At 73.0% G+C, this 17,868-nt stretch carries 16 protein-coding genes; 8 read left to right on the forward strand and 8 right to left on the reverse strand.

Features of this window, described 5'->3' with window-relative positions; translation table 11 throughout:
• Nucleotides 1–45: 45 nt before the first annotated feature.
• Nucleotides 46–1,149, reverse strand: coding sequence for a succinyl-diaminopimelate desuccinylase (dapE, locus tag IF29_RS0122050; protein WP_051725646.1), 1,104 nt, complete (start codon nt 1,147–1,149; stop codon nt 46–48).
• Between the two features lie 120 nt (nt 1,150–1,269).
• Here dapE and IF29_RS42275 point away from each other — a divergent pair, with 120 nt between their 5' ends.
• Together IF29_RS42275 and IF29_RS46190 are read left to right on the forward strand one after the other, a co-directional pair.
• On the forward strand, nt 1,270–2,304 hold the full coding sequence (locus tag IF29_RS42275; protein ID WP_051725647.1) for a VldE C-terminal domain-containing protein: 1,035 nt from the start codon (nt 1,270–1,272) through the stop codon (nt 2,302–2,304).
• 280 nt (nt 2,305–2,584) lie between these two features.
• Complete coding sequence (locus IF29_RS46190) at nt 2,585–3,313, forward strand: hypothetical protein (protein WP_051725650.1); 729 nt, start codon at nt 2,585–2,587, stop codon at nt 3,311–3,313.
• 80 nt (nt 3,314–3,393) lie between these two features.
• On the opposite strand, the gene dapC is transcribed toward IF29_RS46190, so the two are convergent.
• Together dapC and fdxA are read right to left on the reverse strand one after the other, a co-directional pair.
• Nucleotides 3,394–4,482: a succinyldiaminopimelate transaminase gene (dapC, locus tag IF29_RS0122065; protein WP_030257702.1), complete on the reverse strand. Its 1,089-nt coding sequence runs from the start codon at nt 4,480–4,482 to the stop codon at nt 3,394–3,396.
• A 79-nt stretch (nt 4,483–4,561) separates the two neighbouring features.
• Nucleotides 4,562–4,882 (reverse strand): ferredoxin, encoded by a 321-nt coding sequence (fdxA, locus tag IF29_RS0122070; RefSeq protein ID WP_030257703.1) that lies wholly within the window; start codon nt 4,880–4,882, stop codon nt 4,562–4,564.
• A gap of 112 nt (nt 4,883–4,994) precedes the next feature.
• On the opposite strand from fdxA, the gene IF29_RS0122075 reads away from it, so the two are divergent.
• Both IF29_RS0122075 and IF29_RS0122080 read left to right on the forward strand, forming a co-directional pair.
• A complete protein-coding gene (locus IF29_RS0122075; protein WP_030257705.1) occupies nt 4,995–6,011 on the forward strand; it encodes a GNAT family N-acetyltransferase in 1,017 nt (338 codons plus the stop codon).
• Nucleotides 6,012–6,083: 72 nt separating this feature from the next.
• Nucleotides 6,084–6,932 (forward strand): transglutaminase family protein, encoded by an 849-nt coding sequence (locus tag IF29_RS0122080; RefSeq protein WP_030257706.1) that lies wholly within the window; start codon nt 6,084–6,086, stop codon nt 6,930–6,932.
• A gap of 36 nt (nt 6,933–6,968) precedes the next feature.
• Here the strand turns inward: IF29_RS0122080 and IF29_RS0122085 are convergent, their stop codons facing one another.
• The 5 genes from IF29_RS0122085 to IF29_RS0122105 all read right to left on the reverse strand — a co-directional run bounded on the left by IF29_RS0122085 (nt 6,969) and on the right by IF29_RS0122105 (nt 12,941).
• Nucleotides 6,969–7,541 (reverse strand): response regulator transcription factor, encoded by a 573-nt coding sequence (locus tag IF29_RS0122085; protein ID WP_051725717.1) that lies wholly within the window; start codon nt 7,539–7,541, stop codon nt 6,969–6,971.
• Between the two features lie 29 nt (nt 7,542–7,570).
• Nucleotides 7,571–8,791: a sensor histidine kinase gene (locus IF29_RS0122090; RefSeq protein WP_037596054.1), complete on the reverse strand. Its 1,221-nt coding sequence runs from the start codon at nt 8,789–8,791 to the stop codon at nt 7,571–7,573.
• Nucleotides 8,792–8,864: 73 nt separating this feature from the next.
• The gene (locus tag IF29_RS0122095) at nt 8,865–9,587 is read right to left on the reverse strand and encodes an ABC transporter permease (RefSeq protein ID WP_030257712.1); all 723 of its coding nucleotides are present in this window, start codon (nt 9,585–9,587) and stop codon (nt 8,865–8,867) included.
• Nucleotides 9,584–10,591: an ABC transporter ATP-binding protein gene (locus IF29_RS0122100; protein WP_051725652.1), complete on the reverse strand. Its 1,008-nt coding sequence runs from the start codon at nt 10,589–10,591 to the stop codon at nt 9,584–9,586. The genes IF29_RS0122095 and IF29_RS0122100 overlap by 4 nt, the downstream gene beginning before the upstream one ends.
• 154 nt (nt 10,592–10,745) lie before the next feature.
• Nucleotides 10,746–12,941 carry a S9 family peptidase gene (locus tag IF29_RS0122105; RefSeq protein ID WP_030257720.1) on the reverse strand — a complete coding sequence of 732 codons (2,196 nt, stop codon included), beginning with the start codon at nt 12,939–12,941 and terminating at the stop codon, nt 10,746–10,748.
• A 284-nt stretch (nt 12,942–13,225) separates the two neighbouring features.
• Between IF29_RS0122105 and IF29_RS0122110 the strand changes: the two genes are divergently transcribed.
• The 4 genes from IF29_RS0122110 (at nt 13,226) to IF29_RS0122125 (ending at nt 17,560) form a co-directional block, all read left to right on the forward strand.
• Nucleotides 13,226–13,420: a hypothetical protein gene (locus IF29_RS0122110; RefSeq protein WP_030257722.1), complete on the forward strand. Its 195-nt coding sequence runs from the start codon at nt 13,226–13,228 to the stop codon at nt 13,418–13,420.
• A gap of 82 nt (nt 13,421–13,502) precedes the next feature.
• Complete coding sequence (gene mshB / locus IF29_RS0122115) at nt 13,503–14,486, forward strand: N-acetyl-1-D-myo-inositol-2-amino-2-deoxy-alpha-D-glucopyranoside deacetylase (RefSeq protein WP_051725654.1); 984 nt, start codon at nt 13,503–13,505, stop codon at nt 14,484–14,486.
• The gene (locus IF29_RS42285) at nt 14,483–14,941 is read left to right on the forward strand and encodes a DUF6113 family protein (RefSeq protein WP_084714747.1); all 459 of its coding nucleotides are present in this window, start codon (nt 14,483–14,485) and stop codon (nt 14,939–14,941) included. The genes mshB and IF29_RS42285 overlap by 4 nt, the downstream gene beginning before the upstream one ends.
• Nucleotides 14,942–15,211: 270 nt before the next feature.
• Complete coding sequence (locus IF29_RS0122125) at nt 15,212–17,560, forward strand: peptidoglycan binding domain-containing protein (RefSeq protein WP_030257728.1); 2,349 nt, start codon at nt 15,212–15,214, stop codon at nt 17,558–17,560.
• Nucleotides 17,561–17,868 lie beyond the last annotated feature (308 nt).

The raw sequence follows: 17,868 nt of genomic DNA on the forward strand, positions 1-17,868 counted from the left end.
CGCGTGACCAGGTGGGATCTCTTCTGATCGAGCTCAGCGGCCGGGTCAGTCCTGGAGCCAGTCCCTGATCCGCTTCTCGCACTCGTCCACCGCCGCCAGCGAGCAGTGCTCCTCGCGGGTGTGGGCCAGGTTGGGGTCGCCCGGGCCGTAGTTGACGGCGGGGACGCCGAGCGCGGAGAAGCGGGCGACGTCGGTCCAGCCGAACTTGGCCTGCGGGGTGGCCCCGGTCGCGGCGATGAAGGCGGCGGCGGCCGGGTGCGACAGGCCCGGCAGCGCGCCGGGGGCGGAGTCGGTGACCACGACCTGGTAGCCGTCGAAGACCTCGCGGATGTGCGCCTCCGCCTGGGCCTCGCTGCGGTCCGGTGCAAAGCGGAAGTTGACGGTGACGGTGCAGGCGTCCGGGATGACGTTGCCGGCGACCCCGCCCTGGATGTTCACCGCGTTCAGGCCCTCGTGGTACTCCAGGCCGTCGATGTCGACCAGCCGCGGCACGTAGTCGGCCAGCCGCTGCAGGATCGGGGCGGCCTTGTGGATGGCGTTGTCGCCGAGCCAGCTGCGGGCCGAGTGGGACCGGTGCCCGCTGGTGCTGACGGTGGCCCGCATGGTGCCCTGGCAGCCGCCCTCGACCTGCGCGTTGCTCGGCTCCATCAGCACCGCGAAGTCCGCGGCGAGCCACTCGGGGTGGATCCTGGCCAGCCGTCCGAGGCCGTTGCGGGTCGCCTCGACCTCCTCGCAGTCGTAGAAGACGAAGGTGAGGTCGCGGTTGGGGTCCAGGACGGTGGCGGCGATCCGGAGCTGGACGGCGACGCCGGCCTTCATGTCGGAGGTGCCGCAGCCCCAGAGCAGGTCGCCGTCGACCCGGGAGGGCAGGTTGTCGGCGATCGGCACCGTGTCCAGGTGTCCGGCCAGGACCACCCGCTCGGAGCGGCCCAGGTCGGTCCGGGCGATCACGGCGTCGCCGTCGCGGTCCACGGTGAGGTGCGGCAGCGAGCGCAGCGCGGCCTCGACGGCGTCGGCGAGCAGCCGCTCGTCGCCGCTGACCGAGGGGATGTCGACCAGGGCGGCTGTGAGTTCACCCCCGCTCGCTGTGAGATCGAGGACGGGTACGGCGGCCGTGGCCGAGCTGTCGGCGGTACTGGAACCAGTCATGACCAGCCAGGTTACGGCCTGCCGAGCGGTCGGCGGGATCGATGCCGGGGAGAACCGGGCTCACGGCGGGGTCGTCACAGTCGGTAGGGTGCAGCGAACATGGCAAGGAGGAACAGCCGGGTGAGTCTGAAGTCGATGATGGACTCCGCCGAGACCGCGCCCACCGGGCGGCGGCGTCGGCGGTGGCTGGGCTGCCTGCCGTTCGTGCTGGTGCTGGCCATCGTGGTGGCGGCCGGCCTGTACCTGAACCGGCACCGCGACCTGCTGCCCATCCCGGTCGCCGAGGGCTGCGAGGTCGACAGCGTCGACGGCGTGGTCGACCTCTCGCTGGACCAGATGAGCAATGCCGGGACCATCGCGGCGGTGGCCATCTCCCGAAGACTTCCGGAACGCGCGGTGACGATCTCGCTGGCCACCGCCATGCAGGAGTCCAAGCTGCAGAACCTGACGGCCGGTGACCGCGACTCGATCGGCCTGTTCCAGCAGCGCCCCTCGCAGGGCTGGGGCACCCCGGCTCAGATCGGCGACCCGGTCTACGCGACCAACAAGTTCCTCGACAAGCTGGTGCAGATCCAGGGCTACGCGCAGCTGCCGCTGACCGTCGCCGCCCAGGACGTCCAGCACAGCGGCTACCCGGACGCCTACGCCACCCACGAGACCGACGCAAAGACCCTCTCCGGCGCCCTGACCGGGCGCGTCCCGGCGTCGCTGAACTGCACGGTGAACAGCGTGGGCGCGGCGGTCACCGGGCCGATCGGCGCGGACGGGCTGCAGCAGGGCGGCCGGGCGGTCTCGGCGAAGCTGAAGGACGACTTCGGCGCGACGGTGACGCCCAAGGCGGCGACCGCGGCCGGCTCCGCCGACGCGGCCGGTGGGTCGCCCTCGGCCTCCGCGTCTGCCGACTCCCAGGGCCTGGGGCTGACCGTCGGCACCGGCAGCGGGACCACGGGGACGGCCCGCGGCTGGGCGGTGGCGCAGTGGGCGGTGGCGAACTGCCAGGACCTGCACATCACCTCCGTCTCCTACGGCGGCAAGGTCTGGCGCAGCTCCGACTCCACCAAGGGCTGGCAGGCCTCCGGCACCGCGGCCGGCTCCGGACCGGTGCGGATCAGCGTCGCGGCGAAGGATGCCGCGTCCTCGTCCCCGTCGAGTTAACGGCGGCCCACCGGGTTGACGCGCGGGGGTCTCGGACGGCCCAGCGCGCGGCCGTCCTGCAAAGATTCTGTGTGCATCGGATCGGCCCTGGCGCAGCCTCGGAGAAGCCTTTCTTCCCGGGCGTGACACCGCGTCAAATTGTCCGAATATGAACCGAAAAAGATAATGCGATGTTTAGGAACTCTTTGCTGGCGTCGGCCGCAACCTTCTCGCTCCTCAGGCGGTAATCACCACGTCCGCCCGGCGGACTGGTTCAGTCCCCACCTCAACGAGGAGCACCATGTCTCTCCCCCTCTCGCGCCGGATCGTCACGGCCGCGTTCGTCGTCGCCGCCGGCGCCGTCCCCGCCCTCACCGCGGGTACCGCCTCCGCCGCGCCCGCGCTGCCCAGCGTCCCCGACCTGGGTGGGCTCAGCCAGCTCGACACCGGCGCCCTCGGCAGCGACGTCCAGTCCGCCAGCCACCAGGCCGGACAGCTCACCGGCTCCAGCGCGAGCAGCGCCGTCGCCCAGTCCGTCCCCACCGTCGCGGACGCGGCCGGTGCCGCCACCGCCAAGGCCCTTCCCGAGGCCAACCACATGCTCGGTGCCTCGGCGGGCCAGCTGGCCCAGGTGGCGGGCTCGACCGCCGGCGCGGCCGGCCCGCTGGCCGGTGCCGCCTCCGGCGCGACCCGCGCCGTGCCGGTCAGCGCCGCCCACCAGGCCGTCCCGGCCGTCGACACGGTCCAGTCCACGGCCTCCGGCGTCGCCCCGGCCGGCAACACCCCGGTCGCCGCCAACATCACCCCGAGCGCCCCGGCCCCGGCCGGCCCGCTCTCCTCGCTGCCGCTGGGCAACCTGCCGGTCAACAGCCTGCCGCTGGGCGCCGCGCAGTCCACCGTCGGCCAGGTCGCCGGGGCGGCCGCGCCGGTCGCCGGACAGCGCCTCGGCGGGCTGCCCGGTCTGGGCGACACCTCCGCCCTGGGCAACCTCACCCAGACCCTGCCGCTGGGCAGCCTGCCGGTCGGCTGACACCGGGTCAGCGGTTCCACCTGCGCGAGGGCCCCGAAGCAGCTGCTTCGGGGCCCTCGCGCACGGACATCGGCGGGGTGTCAGCCGCCGAGGCGCTGCACCGCCGCGCGGACCCGCTCGTCGGTCGCAGTGAACGCCACCCGCACGAACCGGGCACCCGCATCGCCGTAGAACTCGCCGGGAGCGACCAGCACGCCGTGCTTGGCCAGGTCGCCGACGGTGTCCCAGCAGGGCTCGTCGCGGGTCGCCCAGAGGTAGAGGCTGGCCTCGGAGTGCTCGATCCGGAAGCCGTTGGCCTCCAGCGCCCCGCGCAGCGCCTCGCGGCGGGCGGCGTAGCGGGCCCGCTGCTCGGTCACATGGGCGGTGTCGCCCAGCGCGGCGACCGTCGCCGCCTGCACCGGGGCGGGCACCATGAAGCCGCCGTGCTTCCTGATCTCCAGCAGCTCGCCCAGCACCGCCGGGTCCCCGACCAGGAACGCCGCCCGGTACCCGGCCAGGTTGGAGCGCTTGGACAGCGAGTGGACCGCCACCAGGCCGTCGTAGCTGCCGCCGCAGACGTCCGGGTGCAGCACCGACACCGGCTCCGCCTCCCAGCCCAGCTCCAGGTAGCACTCGTCGCTCACCAGCAGCACCCCGTGCTCCCTGGCCCAGGCCACGGTGCGGCGCAGCTCGTCGGCGGTCAGCACCCGGCCGGTGGGGTTGGACGGGGAGTTGAGCCACAGCAGCCTGAGGCCGTCCGGGTCCAGCTCCCAGGGGTCGTCGTAGACCACGTGGTCCGCCCCGGCCAGCCGCGCGCCGACCTCGTAGGTCGGATAGGCCAGCCGGGGGTAGGCCACCCGGTCCCCCGGGCCCAGGCCCAGCTGCGTCGGCAGCGAGGCGACCAGTTCCTTGGAACCGACCAGCGGCAGCACATGGCGGTGCGTCAGCCCGGTCGCGCCGAGCCGGCGCCTGCTCCAGCCGACGAGGGCGTCCCGCAGCGCGGGAGTGCCCCAGACGGTGGGGTAGCCGGGGCTGTCGGCAGCGTCCGTCAGTGCCTGCTGGACCAGTTGCGGGACGGGGTCCACCGGGGTGCCGACGGAGAGGTCGACGATGCCGTCCGGGTGCGCGGAGGCGGTGGCCTTGTACGGCTCCAGACGGTCCCAGGGGAACTCGGGGAGCAGCTTGGACACGCGCCGCGCCTCCCACCAGGAAGCGGTGGAAGGCGCGGGGGCGGTGCTGTCATGCACGGTGTTCACTCGACTCTGCGCGTCACTGGTTCTGCGGCGGGAGGGCCGCGATGAACGGGTGGTCCTTCTCGATCAGGCCGAGCTTGGAGGCACCACCGGGCGAACCGAGGTCGTCGAAGAAGTCGACGTTCGCCTTGTAGTAGTCCTTCCACTCGTCCGGGGTGTCGTCCTCGTAGAAGATCGCCTCGACGGGGCAGACGGGCTCACAGGCTCCGCAGTCCACGCACTCGTCGGGGTGGATGTACAAGGACCTCTTGCCCTCGTAGATGCAGTCGACGGGGCATTCTTCGATGCACGCCTTGTCCTTCACGTCGACACAAGGCTGCGCGATGACGTAGGTCACGCTGACGTTCCTCCTCGTAGGGGCTGGCATTCGCGCAGGGGAGCGCGGCGTCGTCGATGCCCGCACCTAGTATCGCCGTTTCAGGACGGCGGTTGCACCGGAGGTGGCGGGTATGGCGGACAACACTATCGGACATGGACGGCTGGAGATCCACATCACCCCGTCTGACCTGGGGCGACGTATTTCGGTGCGGCGGATCTTGGGCAGTTCGGAGGGGCGCCCGGTGTTCGGCGACGTCGTCGGCGTGCTCACATCGTGGGACGCCGGGGTGCTGACGGTGCTGAACCGGGCCGGTGAAGCCGTCTCGATCATGGAGGAGACGCTGGTCGCGGGCAAGGCGGTGCCGCCGGCGCCGATCCGGAGGACGGCCGCGGCGCCGGAGGATCCGGGGCCGGTCGCGCTGCAGCGGATCGCGGCCCGCGGCTGGCCGGCGGTGGAGACCGAGCCGCTGGGCGAGTGGGTGCTCAGGGCGTCCGGCGGCTTCACCCGGCGCGGCAACTCGGTGCAGACCCTGGGCGATCCCGGGATGCCCCTGGACGCCGCCCTGGACCTGGTCCAGGACTGGTACGCGCGGCGCGGGCTGGCCGCGCACGTCGAGCTGACCACCCCGGGCTCCCCCGAGGGCCTGGCCAAGCTGCTGGCCGACCGCGGGGCGGCCGAGGCCGAGACGCTGGTGCGCACCGCGCCCCTGTCGGCGCTCGCCGGCAGCGGGACGGAGCCCTCGCGGGTGCGGCTGGCGCGGCGGGCCGACGCGGCCTGGATGTCGCGCTACCGGCGGATCGGCGGCGACCCGGCGCGGGAGCGCGCGGCGCAGCAGGTCATCCACGGCGGACCCTCGGTGTGGTTCGCCACGCTGGCCGTGCCGGGGCAGGAGGGTCCCGCCGCGATCGGACGGTGCGTCATCGACGGGGAGTGGGCCGGGTTCGGGGCCATCGAGGTGGTTCCGGAACTGCGCCGGCGCGGGCTCGCCTCCGAGCTGATGGCGGTGCTGGCGAGCCGCGCCGCCGAGGAGGGCGCCCGGGGCGCCTACCTCCAGGTCGAGGCGGGGAACACCCGCGCCGCCGCCCTCTACGACAAGCTGGGCTTCACCACCTCCTACCGCTACCACTACGCCCGCCTGGACTCGTAACCGTCCCGAGCCGAGGCGCGTCGACGCCTGATGCACCCTCAGGTCCACCGGTGCCGCATAGAATCCCCCGCGATGACCGAGGACAGCAGAGAGCGGTTCGCCGCCGAGGCGAGAGGCGAGACGCCCGATCTCGCTCTGCTGTGCCTGCTGATGGGCTTCGAGACGGATCTCGATCCCGCCGACGGCGGGATCGACGCCTGTCTGGCGCCGGCCCGGCGCGCGCTGGACCGGCTCAGCGCGCTGGCCGCCGCGGCCTTCCGCACCGCGGACCACCCGTCCCCGGCCGATACCGCCGCGCTGCTGGCCGGCGCGCTGGCCGGCTCCGCGGACCTCCGCGGCGGCCCCGGGGTCTACAAGCGGCTGGAGTCCTCCCTGCTGCACCAGGTGCTGCGGCGCGGGCGCGGGCTGCCGATCACCGTCTCGATCGTCTGGATCACCGTCGCCCGGATGCTGGACCTGCCGGTCTACGGCGTCGCCCTGCCGGGCCACTTCGTGGTCGGCATCGGCGACCCGGACGGCGAGCACGTGCTGGCGGACCCCTTCCACGGCGGCCGGGTGCTCTCCTGGGAGGAGGCCGAGGAGATCGCCGAGGAGGGCGGCTACCCGCTGGACACCGCGCTGCTGCGCCCCGCCGAGCCGCTGGACATAGTGCTGCGCGTGCTGGGCAACATCCGGGCCTGGGCGGCGGCGCGGCCCGAGCACGCCCGGACCCAGCTCTGGGCCGCGGAACTGTCGCTGCTGCTGCCCCGGCATCCGGCCCAGCTGCGCCTTGAGCGCGCGGAACTGCTGGTCAAGACCGGACGGTTCGTCGAGGGCGCGGCGGAGATGGACTCCTACGCGGAGATCCTGGACGCCTTCGACCCGGAGTCGGCGAAACGGGTGCGGCTGGAGGCCCGGGCGGCCCGGTACCGGCTCAACTGACCGGCCTCGACTGACCGCCCGTCATCCCCGACCCGGTCAGAGCCAGCCCTTCTCGCGGGCGATCCGGACCGCCTCGGTGCGGTTGCGGGCGCCGGTCTTCTGGATCGCGGCGGACAGGTAGTTGCGGACGGTGCCCTCGGAGAGGTGCAGCTGCTGTGCGACCTCGGCGTTGGCGGAGCCGTCGGCCGCGGCGGCCAGCACGTCGCGCTCGCGGGAGGTGAGCGGGTTGGCGCCCTCGGCCAGGGCGGCCGCGGCGAGGGTGGGGTCGATCACCCGCTCGCCGCGCAGCACCCGGCGGACCGCCTCGGCCAGCTGGGACGCCGGGGCGTCCTTCACCAGGAAGGCGTCGGCACCGGACTCCATGGCCCGGCGCAGATAGCCGGGGCGTCCGAAGGTGGTCACGATCACGATCTTGGTGGCCGGGCGCTTGCGGCGCAGCAGCGCCGCGGCCTCGATACCGGTCAGGCCGGGCATCTCGATGTCCAGGATCGCCACCTCGACGTCATGGGCCACCGCGGCGTCCACCACCTCGTCCCCGCGTGACACCTGGGCGACGACGTCGATGTCGCCCTCCAGGCCCAGCAGCGCGGCAAGGGCTTCGCGGACCATGCCCTGGTCCTCGGCGAGGAGAATTCTGATCACTGCTGCACGGTACCGGGCACGGCCTCCTCGACGGGACCGGTTGCCGCACGCAGCGGCACGAAGGCGCGGACGGTGAAGCCGCGGCCGCGCTCGCCGGGGCCGGCCTCCAGCCGGCCGTCCGCGAGTGCCAGCCGTTCGGCCAGCCCGGTCAGACCGTTGCCGTGGCCGGCCTTCTTGGCGCCGCCGCCGTCGTCGGCCACCTCCAGGCAGAGCGAACGGGTACCGCCCGGCTCCATGTGCTCGGACAGCCGGACGGTGCAGTGCAGGGCGCCGCTGTGCCGGACCACATTGGTCACGGCCTCGCGCAGCGCCCAGCCGAGCGCGCCCTCCTCGTCCGGGCCGAGTCTGGGGTGCGGGTCGGCGATGGCCGGATCGGTGTCGGTCTGGATGTCTGCCGCGGTGAGTGCGGTCCGGGCCGCGGCGATCTCGACGGCCAGCTTGGGCCTGCGGTAGCCGCCGATGGCCTCGCGCACGTCGACCAGTGCCTGCCGGCTCACCTTCTCGATGTCGTCGACCTGGGCCCGGGCCTCGGCGTAGCGCTCCTGGTCCATGAAGCGGGAGGTCAGCTCGGACTTCAGGGTGATCAGCGAGAGCGAGTGGCCGAGCAGGTCGTGCAGGTCCCGGGCCATCCGCAGCCGCTCGTCGGAGGCGGCCAGGGCGGCGACGGCCTGCCGGGCCTCGCGCAGTTCCTGCATGGTGCGGACCAGCCGCTGCAGTCCGGTCATCGCGGCGCCGCCGAGGAAGGCGGAGAGGGTGATCGGGATCAGCGACCCGGCGTCGCTGTGCAGCGTCAGGCCGGTGACCACGACCAGCCCGGTGACCACGCCCACCCCGTAGATGGCGTACCGCTGCGGGAGGATCAGCCCGCCGCTGACGGCGGTGTAGCTGTACAGCGCCAGCCAGTTGTCACCCAGGGTGAAGCAGGTGACGATCGCGATCACCAGCATCGCCCCGAGCAGCCACCCGTAGAGCGGGCTCCACCGGCCGGCCCCGCCGCTGACCGAGCGGCGCAGCACCAGCAGGGCGTAGCAGCCGAGGAAGAGCACCAGCAGGATCCAGCCCGCGATCCGTGCGCCGGCCTGGTGCGGACCCGCGACCAGATCGCTGACCGGGTAGGCCAGGTAGATCATCCACAGGCTCATCCAGCAGAGCTTGACGAACTGCTGGCGCCGGTTCTCGGGCGGCTGCCCGATGCGCGGCGCTACCAAGTCGCTCATGGTCGTCCCTTCCGGACGGGAGGGCCGCCGGGGAGCGGAGGGCTCCCCGGCGGTTCGGAACGCTGACCGGCCGTCAGGCCTCCCTGCGGTCCCTGCGGTAGAGGAAGGATGCCAGCGCGGCGAAGGCGGCGGCGTAGGCGAGGATCGCGGTGAGTTCGCCGCCGCTCATCGAGCCCCCGGCCTGGGCCACCCGGCCGAGCTGGTTGTACAGCGCCAGCGGGGTCCACTTGGCGAAGTTCGCCATCGACCCGGTGAACTGGAAGTAGGTGCCGCCGAGCATCAGCAGCGCCATGTAGACGATCATCACGATCGGCTGCAGCGAGTCGGGGCCGGCCGAGTAGCCGAGGGCCACGCCCAGGGCGGCGAAGACGAAGCCGCCGACCCAGAGCACCAGGCCGAGCAGCAACCAGTTGCCCGCGGCGAGCCGGACCCCCTCGGAGTAGCCGACCGCGAAGGTGATCACGATCGCCGGCAGGGTGGAGGCGGCGGTGGCGGCGATCTTCGCGACCACGTAGCCGTAGCCGGGCAGCGCGGTCAGCCGCAGCTGGCGGGCCCAGCCGCTCTTGCGCTCCAGGGCGATCCGGGTGGCGTTGGTGTTCATCGAGGCGGAGACGGTGCCCAGGGTCGCCATGGTGACCATGAAGTACGCCTTGACCGAGACGCCGCCGAGGGTGTCCACGCCGCTGTAGGCGCTGACCATCAGCAGGTACAGGCCGACCGGCATGACGATGGTGAAGACCAGGTACCGGCGGTTGCGGAGCACCCGGAGGATCTCCAGCCTGGTGAGCGTGATCATCGCGCGTTCTCCTCGGTCAGGTCTGCGGTGTTCCGGTCCGCAGTGTTCCGGTCGGCGGCGTCCTGCTCGCCGGTGATGGTGATGAAGGCCTGCTCCAGGCCCACGCCGGTGACCTCCAGGCCGCGCGGGTAGAAGCCGGCCCGGTAGATCGCGGCGACGGCCGCGTCGGCGTCGCTGCTGTTGATCCGGACCGTGTGCCCGCTGACGTCCAGTGAGTTCACCCCGGGGACGGCATTGAGCAGCGACAGGTCCGCGCCGTCCTCCGGACGGAGGTCGAAGGAGATCTTGCGCAGCCCGGCCCTGGCCTTGATCTCGGCGGCGGTGCCGTCGGCGATCAGCCGGCCCTTGTGCACCACCAGCACCCGGTCGGCGATGGAGTCCGCCTCCTCCAGGTAGTGGGTGGCGAACAGCACCGTGCGTCCGGCGTCGGCCTGGGCCCGCATCACGGCCCAGAAGGCATGCCGGGCCGAGACGTCCATCCCGGTGGTGGGCTCGTCCAGGACGATCAGGTCGCTGTCGCCGGCCGTGGCCAGGGCGAAGCGGACCCGCTGCTCCTGGCCGCCGGAGAGCTTGTCGACCATGCGGTCGGCCAGCTCGGTGATCCCGGCGGTCTTCAGCACGTCGTCCACGTCGTAGCCGCGGGGGTGGATGTCGCTGGCGAACTTGATCAGCTCGCGGACCTTCACGTCCGGCATCAGACCGCCGCTCTGCAGCATCACGCCGACCCGGCCGTCCAGGATCGCCTGGCGCGGGCTGCCGCCGAACAGGGTGACGCTGCCGGAGGTGGGTTCGCGCAGCCCCAGCAGCATGTCGATGCTGGTGGACTTGCCGGCCCCGTTGGGGCCGAGGAAGGCGACCGTCTCCCCCGGGTGCAGGGTGAGGCTGATGTCGTTGACCGCCCTCACCGTGCCGAAGTGCTTGCTGACCCCGCGGAAGGCCGCGACCTCCCCGGAGCCGCGACCCCTTCGGGCCTCCCCCGTGACCTGCTCTACGGACGTGCTCATCGCTTCGCCTGCTCCCTCGTCGACCTGCGGCTTCAGCTCTTCCTGCGGACATCCACAAGACTGGCGGAGCGGTCGGCGCGACGGCAGTGCAGCCGGTCCCGAACCCGGCATGACGGATGTCATGCCGGGTCTGCGGATCCCGCACGACCGGTGGCTACAGGCCCAGCGAGCGCTTCAGGAAGGCCACCTGGAGCAGCAGCAGGTTCTCCGCCACCTCCTCCTGCGGGGTCATGTGGGTGACCCCGGACAGCGGCAGCAGCTCGTGCGGGCGACCGGCGGCCAGCAGCGCCGAGGAGAGCCGCAGGGTGTGCGCGACCACCACGTTGTCGTCGGCGAGGCCGTGGATCAGCTGCAGCGGGCGGGTCAGCCTCGGCGCGTCGGCGGTGAGCGAGTTGGCCGCGTACACCTCCGGGCGCTCGGCGGGGTGGCCGAGGTAGCGCTCGGTGTAGTGGGTGTCGTAGAGCCCCCACTCGGTGACCGGGGCCCCGGCGACGGCGGCGTGGAACACGTCGGGGCGGCGCAGCACGGCCAGTGCGGCCAGGTAGCCGCCATAGGACCAGCCGCGGATGCCGACCCTGGTGAGGTCCAGCGGATGCTCCTCGGCGAGCGCCTGCAGGGCCTCCACCTGGTCGTCCAGGGTGGCCCCGGCGAAGTCGAAGGCGACGGCCTTCTCCCAGGCCGGGCTGCGCCCCGGGGTGCCCCGGCCGTCGGCGACCACCACCGCGAAGCCCTGGTCGGCGAACCACTGCGAGGTCAGATGCAGGTTCTGCGCGGCCGCCACCATCTGTCCGTGCGGCCCGCCGTAGGGGTTCATCAGCACCGGCAGCAGCCCGTCCCGCTCGCGGTCGTAGCCGGTGGGGAGCAGTACCGCGGCCGGGATGCGGCTCTTGCCGGCCAGGGTGAGCAGCGGCCGGGCGGTGATCACGGGGGTGTCGGCCAGGGACCCGACCGTGTGCACCGGGACGCCGTCGCGGTGCACCCGCGCCAGGGTCCCGGGGCGGTCCAGGGCGGCGGACTGGACCACGGTGACGGCTCCGGCGCGGACCGCCGAGTAGCGGCCGGGTTCCGTGCCGACCCGGGTGACGCCGCTGCCCCCCGCGGTGCCGACGGTGTACAGGTGTTCCTCGCCGATCTCCGGGTCGGTGGCGGCCTCCCCCGCCGAGGCGGTGAACAGCACGTCGTCGGCGCCGATCTCCAGGACCTCGCGGACCTGCAGTTCCGGGCCGGTGAGCCGGGTGTCGCCGACGACCAGGGCGCGGGCCCCGCCCTCGTCCGAGATCCGCACCAGCCGCCCGTCCGGGGTCCAGGCCGGGACCCCGGGGAAGAGCTCCAGCCAGGCCGGATCCTCCTCCCGCAGCAGCACCGTCGTCGCACCGGTCTCCGGGTCGACGGCCAGCGTGAGCTGGCTGCGCTGGTCCCGGGACTGGACCAGGAGCAGCGGCGGACCGCCCGCCGACCAGTGCACCCGGGCCAGGTAGGGGTGGGTCCCGCGGTCCCAGACCACCTCGACCCGGCCGCCGTCCAGGCTCAGCACGGCCAGGGTGACCTCGGCGTTCGGGCTGCCGGCCCGGGGGTAGGCGATCTCGCTCGCCGGGCGGTCCGGGTTGGCCGGGTCGGCGATCCACCAGCGCTGGACCGGGCCGGAGTCGACCCGGGCCGCCAGCAGCCGGTCGCTGTCCGGGGACCACCAGAAGCCGCGGCTGCGGTCCATCTCCTCCTGCGCGATGAACTCGGCCTGGCCCCAGGTCACCTCGCCGTCCTCGGCGCCGGACGGCCCGGCCAGCGCCCGGTCCCCGCTGCCGTCGGACCCGATCGCCCGCAGCTCGCCGGCGACGGTGGCATAGGCGATCTGGGCGCCGTCCGGCGAGGGGCGCGGATCGAGCACCGAACCGTGCGCCCGCAACTCGGCCCACCCGTCGCCCGCCACCACCCTTGTCTGAGGCGCTTCGCGCCGCCCCTCCCCTGCCAGCAGATCGGCGGCGAACAGCCGTCCGGACAGGGCGAAGGCGGCCAGGGTGGCCTCGGCGTCGGTGGCGTAGCCGACGACCCCGGCCGAGCCCTCGCGGCTGCGCTCGCGCCGGGCCCGCTCCTCCGGGCTCAGCTCCTCCTCACCGCTGCCGAGCAGGGCGGACGGGTCGGCGACGATGCGCTCGAACGGAGTACTGCCGTCGGGAAGATCCACAACTTGGAGCAGGTTCGCCCGTTCGGACGCACCGGCGGAGCGCAGGAAGACGACCCTGCGGCCGTCCGGGGAGACGGTGAACGACCGTGGCGCGCCCAGGGTGAAGCGCAGGGTCCGCGAGTACTGGCGGGGGAAGGAGTTCTCCGGCGTCGTGTCCTGAGTGGTCATAGGCCGACCTTAGAGCCGCAGGCGGGCGCGCGGATCGTCCCCCGGGTGGGTCAAACCCGACCCGCCGTTCGCTCGCCCGTTCGGACGCCGGGGCGGGGCGGCACGCCCGCGACGCGTGCGCCCCGGTCGTGCACCGATGCTCCGGCATATGCATGATGACGGAAAGTGACCTCTCGGTCACTCTCTGGGTATCAACAAGCTGCGCTGCACAGAAGCTGCACTGCACACCCGCCCCCGACCGGTACGGCAGTCCCCGCCGTGCCGCTGCTGAGAGGTGAGTCGCGATGGTTCTGCCGATTTCCGCCGCCGTCCTGATGCTGGTCATTGTCATCCTGCTGGTCCGGCGCTCCGGACTGAAGCTCGTGCACGCCGTGGTCTGCGCCCTGCTGGGGTTCTACCTCGCCTCCACGTCCATCGCGCAGCCGATCCACACCCTGAGCACCAACGTCGCCGGGATGATCTCCGGGATCCGCCTCTGAGGTACCGGCCTCCGAGGGATCGCCCTCCGGGAGCCGAGGCTCCCTCGGGACCGCTGTCGGCCACTGCCCTTACGCTGGGCGCATGACCGACCCGACCGTCCCTCCTGCCTCCCCCTCGGCGGCGCGCCGGCTGCTGCTCGTCCACGCCCATCCGGACGACGAGAGCATCGGCAACGGGGCCACCATGGCCCGCTGTGCCGCCGAGGGCGCCCTGGTGACCCTGGTCACCTGCACCCTCGGCGAGGAGGGCGAGGTGATCGGCGACGAGCTGCGGCATCTCGCGGCTGACCGGGACGACACCCTGGGACAGCACCGCATCGGCGAGCTGGCCGCCGCGATGCGGGCGCTCGGGGTCACCGACCACCGTTTCCTGGGCGGCGCCGGCCGCTACCGGGACTCGGGAATGATGGGCGTCGCCAGCAACGAGCGCCCCGACTGCTTCTGGCAGGCCGACCTGGACGAGGCGGCGGGCCACCTGGTCGCGGTGATCCGCGAGACCAGGCCGCAGGTGCTGGTCACCTACGACGAGAACGGCGGCTACGGCCACCCCGACCACATCCAGGCGCACCGCACCGCGATGCGGGCCCAGGAGCTGGCCGCCGATCCGGGGTTCCGCCCCGAGCTGGGCCCGGCCCACGACATCGACAAGGTCTACTGGAACTGCGTGCCGCTGTCGGTGATCGAGGACTTCTTCGAGTCGCTGCGCTCCCAGGGCCGCGACTTCCCGTTCCCCGGCGTCGCCGGCCCCGCCGACGTCCCCGGCGTGGTCCCGGACGAGCAGGTCACCGCGGTGGTGGACGGCAGCGCCTACGCCGACCGCAAGATCGCGGCGATGCGGGCCCACGCCACCCAGATCGCGGTGGACGGCCCCTTCTTCTCGCTCTCCAACGACCTCGGCCAGCCGGTGCCGACCATGGAGGCCTACCGGCTGGTCCGCGGCCAGGCCGGACCGCCCGGCGCGGACGGCCGCGAGGACGACCTCTTCGCCGGGATCGTCACGGCCGCCCAGCCCGCCCCTTCCGCTCCGTCCGCCCTGTCCGACGCCGTGAGGAACCCGACCCGATGAGCCGCCCCCAGGACCGAGCCCGCGCGACCGTTCCCGCGCCGCGCTCCTCCTCGCCCCGCCCCGCCCCGGACTCCGATGTGACGCTGGGACAGGGTGCCCGGATCACCGCCTATGTGCTGCTCACCGTGGCGGGGGTGGCCGTCGGCCTGGCCGGCTGCTTCGTCCAGGCGCTGTGGTTCCCCGGCGGCCTGCTGCTGGCACTGGGCGCCGCCTTCGCCCTCTTCCACGGCGGACGGACGCTGACCGGCACCCGGCTCGGCGCCGCGCTGCCGGCCGTCGGCTGGTTCGCGATGCTGCTGCTGGCGAACACCCAGCGCCCCGAGGGCGACTTCCTGCTGGCTGCGAACACCGGGTCGTACGTCTTCCTGCTCGGAGGGATGGCCCTGGCTGTGATCTGCGCCACGCTCCCCTCCCGAGCGGCGATGCGGGCCGTCCGGGACGCCGTCGGCCGCTGATCACTTCCGGCCAGGACACCGCAAAACCCGAAATTCGGTCGGCGTGTCAGAGTCACCTGCGGCCCAGTAAGGTGGTGGACCAACACACGGGGGGTGTTGCCGCCGGGGCGAAGGCGCCCGACGGCGGCAGACCCTCAAGGCGGTAGCCGACGGTCGATCCAGAACTGGACTCCTGACGCCCTGTCCGCCGGCGCGCACACGGCGCAAGACCGACGATCCACAACCGCACCACCGTCCCCACAGGCGGCGGAGCGAACCGGAGCAGACGCAGTGAGCCGAGAATCTGACAGTCCGTCGACCCCGCCCCGTCCTGGTCCGGATGCCTATCCGTCGGGCACTCCCCCGTACGGGGTCTCCAACGATCCCGCCTTCTCCCGGGCCGGGCAGCCCGGCGGCGCCCCGGGCGCGGACGCGGACGGGGCTCCGCCCGAGGAGCCCCTCACCGAGACGACCCTCACCACCCGCATCCGGATCAACATCCCCGGCTCCCGGCCCATCCCGCCGGTGGTCGTGCGCAGCCCGGTACCCGGCGCGGGCAAGGACCCGGCCGCGGACGCCGAGGCGGATGCCGCAGCGGCGGGCGGCCCGCGGCACCGGTCCGTGAGCGCCAGTTCGCCGGTGCTGGGCGTGATGGAGGACCGCGGCAGCGCCGCCGCACCGATGCCCGACCTTCCGCCGGAGTGGCGCACCCAGGAGCCCGGGGCGACCCCGGCGGCGGGCGACCAGCCCGAGCCCCCCAGCACCTGGTTCGCTCCGCGCAAGAAGACCCCGTCGGCGACCGAGCCCGCGGCGGCCGCGCCGCAGGCCGCTCCCCCGGTGGCCCCGCCGACCCCGGCACCGGCCCCGGCTCCGGCTGCCCCGCCGTTCGAACAGCCGGTCTACGAGCCGCCCGCGTACCAGCAGCCCGGCTACGCGGCGGCCCCGGAGGAGGAGACGCAGGCCGTCCCGCAGCTCGGCTACGAGCAGCCCGGCTACCAGCCGCAGACCCCCTACCAGCAGGCACCGTACGAGCAGCCGCCGTACGAGCAGCCCGGCTTCCAGCCGCAGGGCGGCTACCAGCAGGACCCCTACGGACAGCAGCAGCCCCGCTTCGAGCAGCCGGGCACGGCCTACCCGCAACCCGGCCTGGAACAGCCCGGATACGAGCAGCCCTACCAGGGCAGCCCGTACCAGCAGCCGGCCGGCCCGCAGAGCTCCGGCCCGCTGGGCTCCGGCCCGCAGCCGTCCGGCCGGCCGGCCGGGCTGAACGGCGGACTGGCCGTCGGCGGACCCGACACCCAACAGCGCAACCGGCCGCCCCAGGAACCCCAGGGACCGGATCCCGACGCCACCGCGGCCATCCCGCTGTTCCGGGACCAGGCCCCGGGCGCGGTGGCGGCCTCAGCCGCCACCCAGGCGCCACCGGCGGCCCCCGCCGCACCGCTCCCGCAGCGCGCGCCCCGGCCCGCACCGGCGGGGACCCCCGCCGCGGCCCCCGCCGGACGGCAGCAGTCGCAGCAGACTCCGCCCCCGCAGCAGAGCCGGCCCCAGCAGCAGGAGTCGCAGGCGCAGCGCCGGACCGCGACCGCGCCGATCGGCGACGGCTTCGCCGGGGGCACCGGCGGCGCGGGCGCCCCGCCCCGCAAGGCCACCGAGGGCGACGCGCCGGCGGCGGCGACAGCGACGGCCTCCTCGGCCCGCAAGCCCGCCCGCTCCGGACGCAGCCGCAAGCTCCTGGTCACCGGCATAGGTCTGCTGGTGATGGTCGTCGGGGTGGCCTACGGCGCCGGCCTGATGCTCGATCAGACCGATGTCCCCAAGGGCACCACGGTCCTCGGCCAGAACATCGGCGGCGACACCCGGGACGTCGCCGTGCACACCCTGGACGGGACCGTCGGCGTCCTCGCGGCCAAGCCGCTGACGCTGGTGATCGGCTCCAAGCAGGTCCAGCTCAGCCCCTCGGTGGCGGGGCTGACCATCGACACCACGGCCACGGTGCAGGCGGTCGCCCACCACAGCTACAACCCGGCCTCGGTGCTGCCCTCGCTGTTCGGCGGGGAGCACCCGGTCGCACCGGTGGTGAAGATCGACGACGACAAGCTGCGGTCGGCGCTCCAGCAGCTGGCCTCCACCGGAGGGGCCGGAGCCAAGGAGGGCAGCATCCGCTTCGACGCCGACGGGAACACCCAGATCACCGCACCGCAGTCCGGCCAGACCCTGAACGTCGACGCCGCGATGGCGCTGGTGCAGCAGGCCTACCGGAACCGTGCCGCCGGGATCCCGGACAAGCCGGTGACCGTCCCGGTGACGACCACTCAGCCGAAGGCTTCGGCGGCCCAGTTGAAGTCCGCGGCCGCCTCGATCGGCGCCTGGGCCGGGCAGCACAAGTTCACGGTGACCGTGCACGGGGTCTCCCAGCTGTTCGGCAACAAGACCTTCAGCTCCTCGCTCACCCTGCAGCCGGACGCGAGCGGCAAGGTGGTGCCGGTCTTCGACCTGACCAAGCTGCAGGACGCGATCGGCAGCACCTTCAACGGGCTGACCACCAAGCAGGGCTCCACGGTCACCACCAAGGACATCGCCACCGCGCTGACCCAGCTGCTCAGCAAGCCCGGCGGCGACCGGACAATCTCTCTGTAACCGACATTTCCCACTCCCCCGCAGTGGCCGGTACCTGACCCCAGGCACCGGCCACTGCGGTGCTATGTCGGTCACGCTATTCCTTTGTGACAAGTGGGTTACACGGAGCCCGTGGGGTGGAAGAACTCTCGCGACCGGGCCGGTCGAATTGGTCTTCGACAATGAAATCCAGGGTTCAACTACCGCTTAACTTTGTCCTGCATGTCCGCTTTGAGGCTTAGATACATATATTGTGCCTATCGAGGCGATAGTTAGCTTGGGGGGCATTTCCCGTCCGCATTCCGGACAACTCTGCTCCAACTGTCGCT

The organism is Streptacidiphilus jeojiense, from assembly GCF_000719095.1.
Lineage (GTDB): Bacteria > Actinomycetota > Actinomycetes > Streptomycetales > Streptomycetaceae > Streptacidiphilus > Streptacidiphilus jeojiensis.

Coding starts and splice junctions, on each gene's coding strand:
- dapE (WP_051725646.1), bottom strand. CDS start 1,149: ATGACTGGTTCCAGTACCGCCGACAGCTCGGCCACGGCCGCCGTACCC.
- IF29_RS46190 (WP_051725650.1), top strand. CDS start 2,585: ATGTCTCTCCCCCTCTCGCGCCGGATCGTCACGGCCGCGTTCGTCGTC.
- IF29_RS0122075 (WP_030257705.1), top strand. CDS start 4,995: ATGGCGGACAACACTATCGGACATGGACGGCTGGAGATCCACATCACC.
- IF29_RS0122080 (WP_030257706.1), top strand. CDS start 6,084: ATGACCGAGGACAGCAGAGAGCGGTTCGCCGCCGAGGCGAGAGGCGAG.
- IF29_RS0122085 (WP_051725717.1), bottom strand. CDS start 7,541: ATGGTCCGCGAAGCCCTTGCCGCGCTGCTGGGCCTGGAGGGCGACATC.
- IF29_RS0122090 (WP_037596054.1), bottom strand. CDS start 8,791: ATGAGCGACTTGGTAGCGCCGCGCATCGGGCAGCCGCCCGAGAACCGG.
- IF29_RS0122095 (WP_030257712.1), bottom strand. CDS start 9,587: ATGATCACGCTCACCAGGCTGGAGATCCTCCGGGTGCTCCGCAACCGC.
- IF29_RS0122100 (WP_051725652.1), bottom strand. CDS start 10,591: ATGAGCACGTCCGTAGAGCAGGTCACGGGGGAGGCCCGAAGGGGTCGC.
- IF29_RS0122105 (WP_030257720.1), bottom strand. CDS start 12,941: ATGACCACTCAGGACACGACGCCGGAGAACTCCTTCCCCCGCCAGTAC.
- IF29_RS0122110 (WP_030257722.1), top strand. CDS start 13,226: ATGGTTCTGCCGATTTCCGCCGCCGTCCTGATGCTGGTCATTGTCATC.
- mshB (WP_051725654.1), top strand. CDS start 13,503: ATGACCGACCCGACCGTCCCTCCTGCCTCCCCCTCGGCGGCGCGCCGG.
- IF29_RS42285 (WP_084714747.1), top strand. CDS start 14,483: ATGAGCCGCCCCCAGGACCGAGCCCGCGCGACCGTTCCCGCGCCGCGC.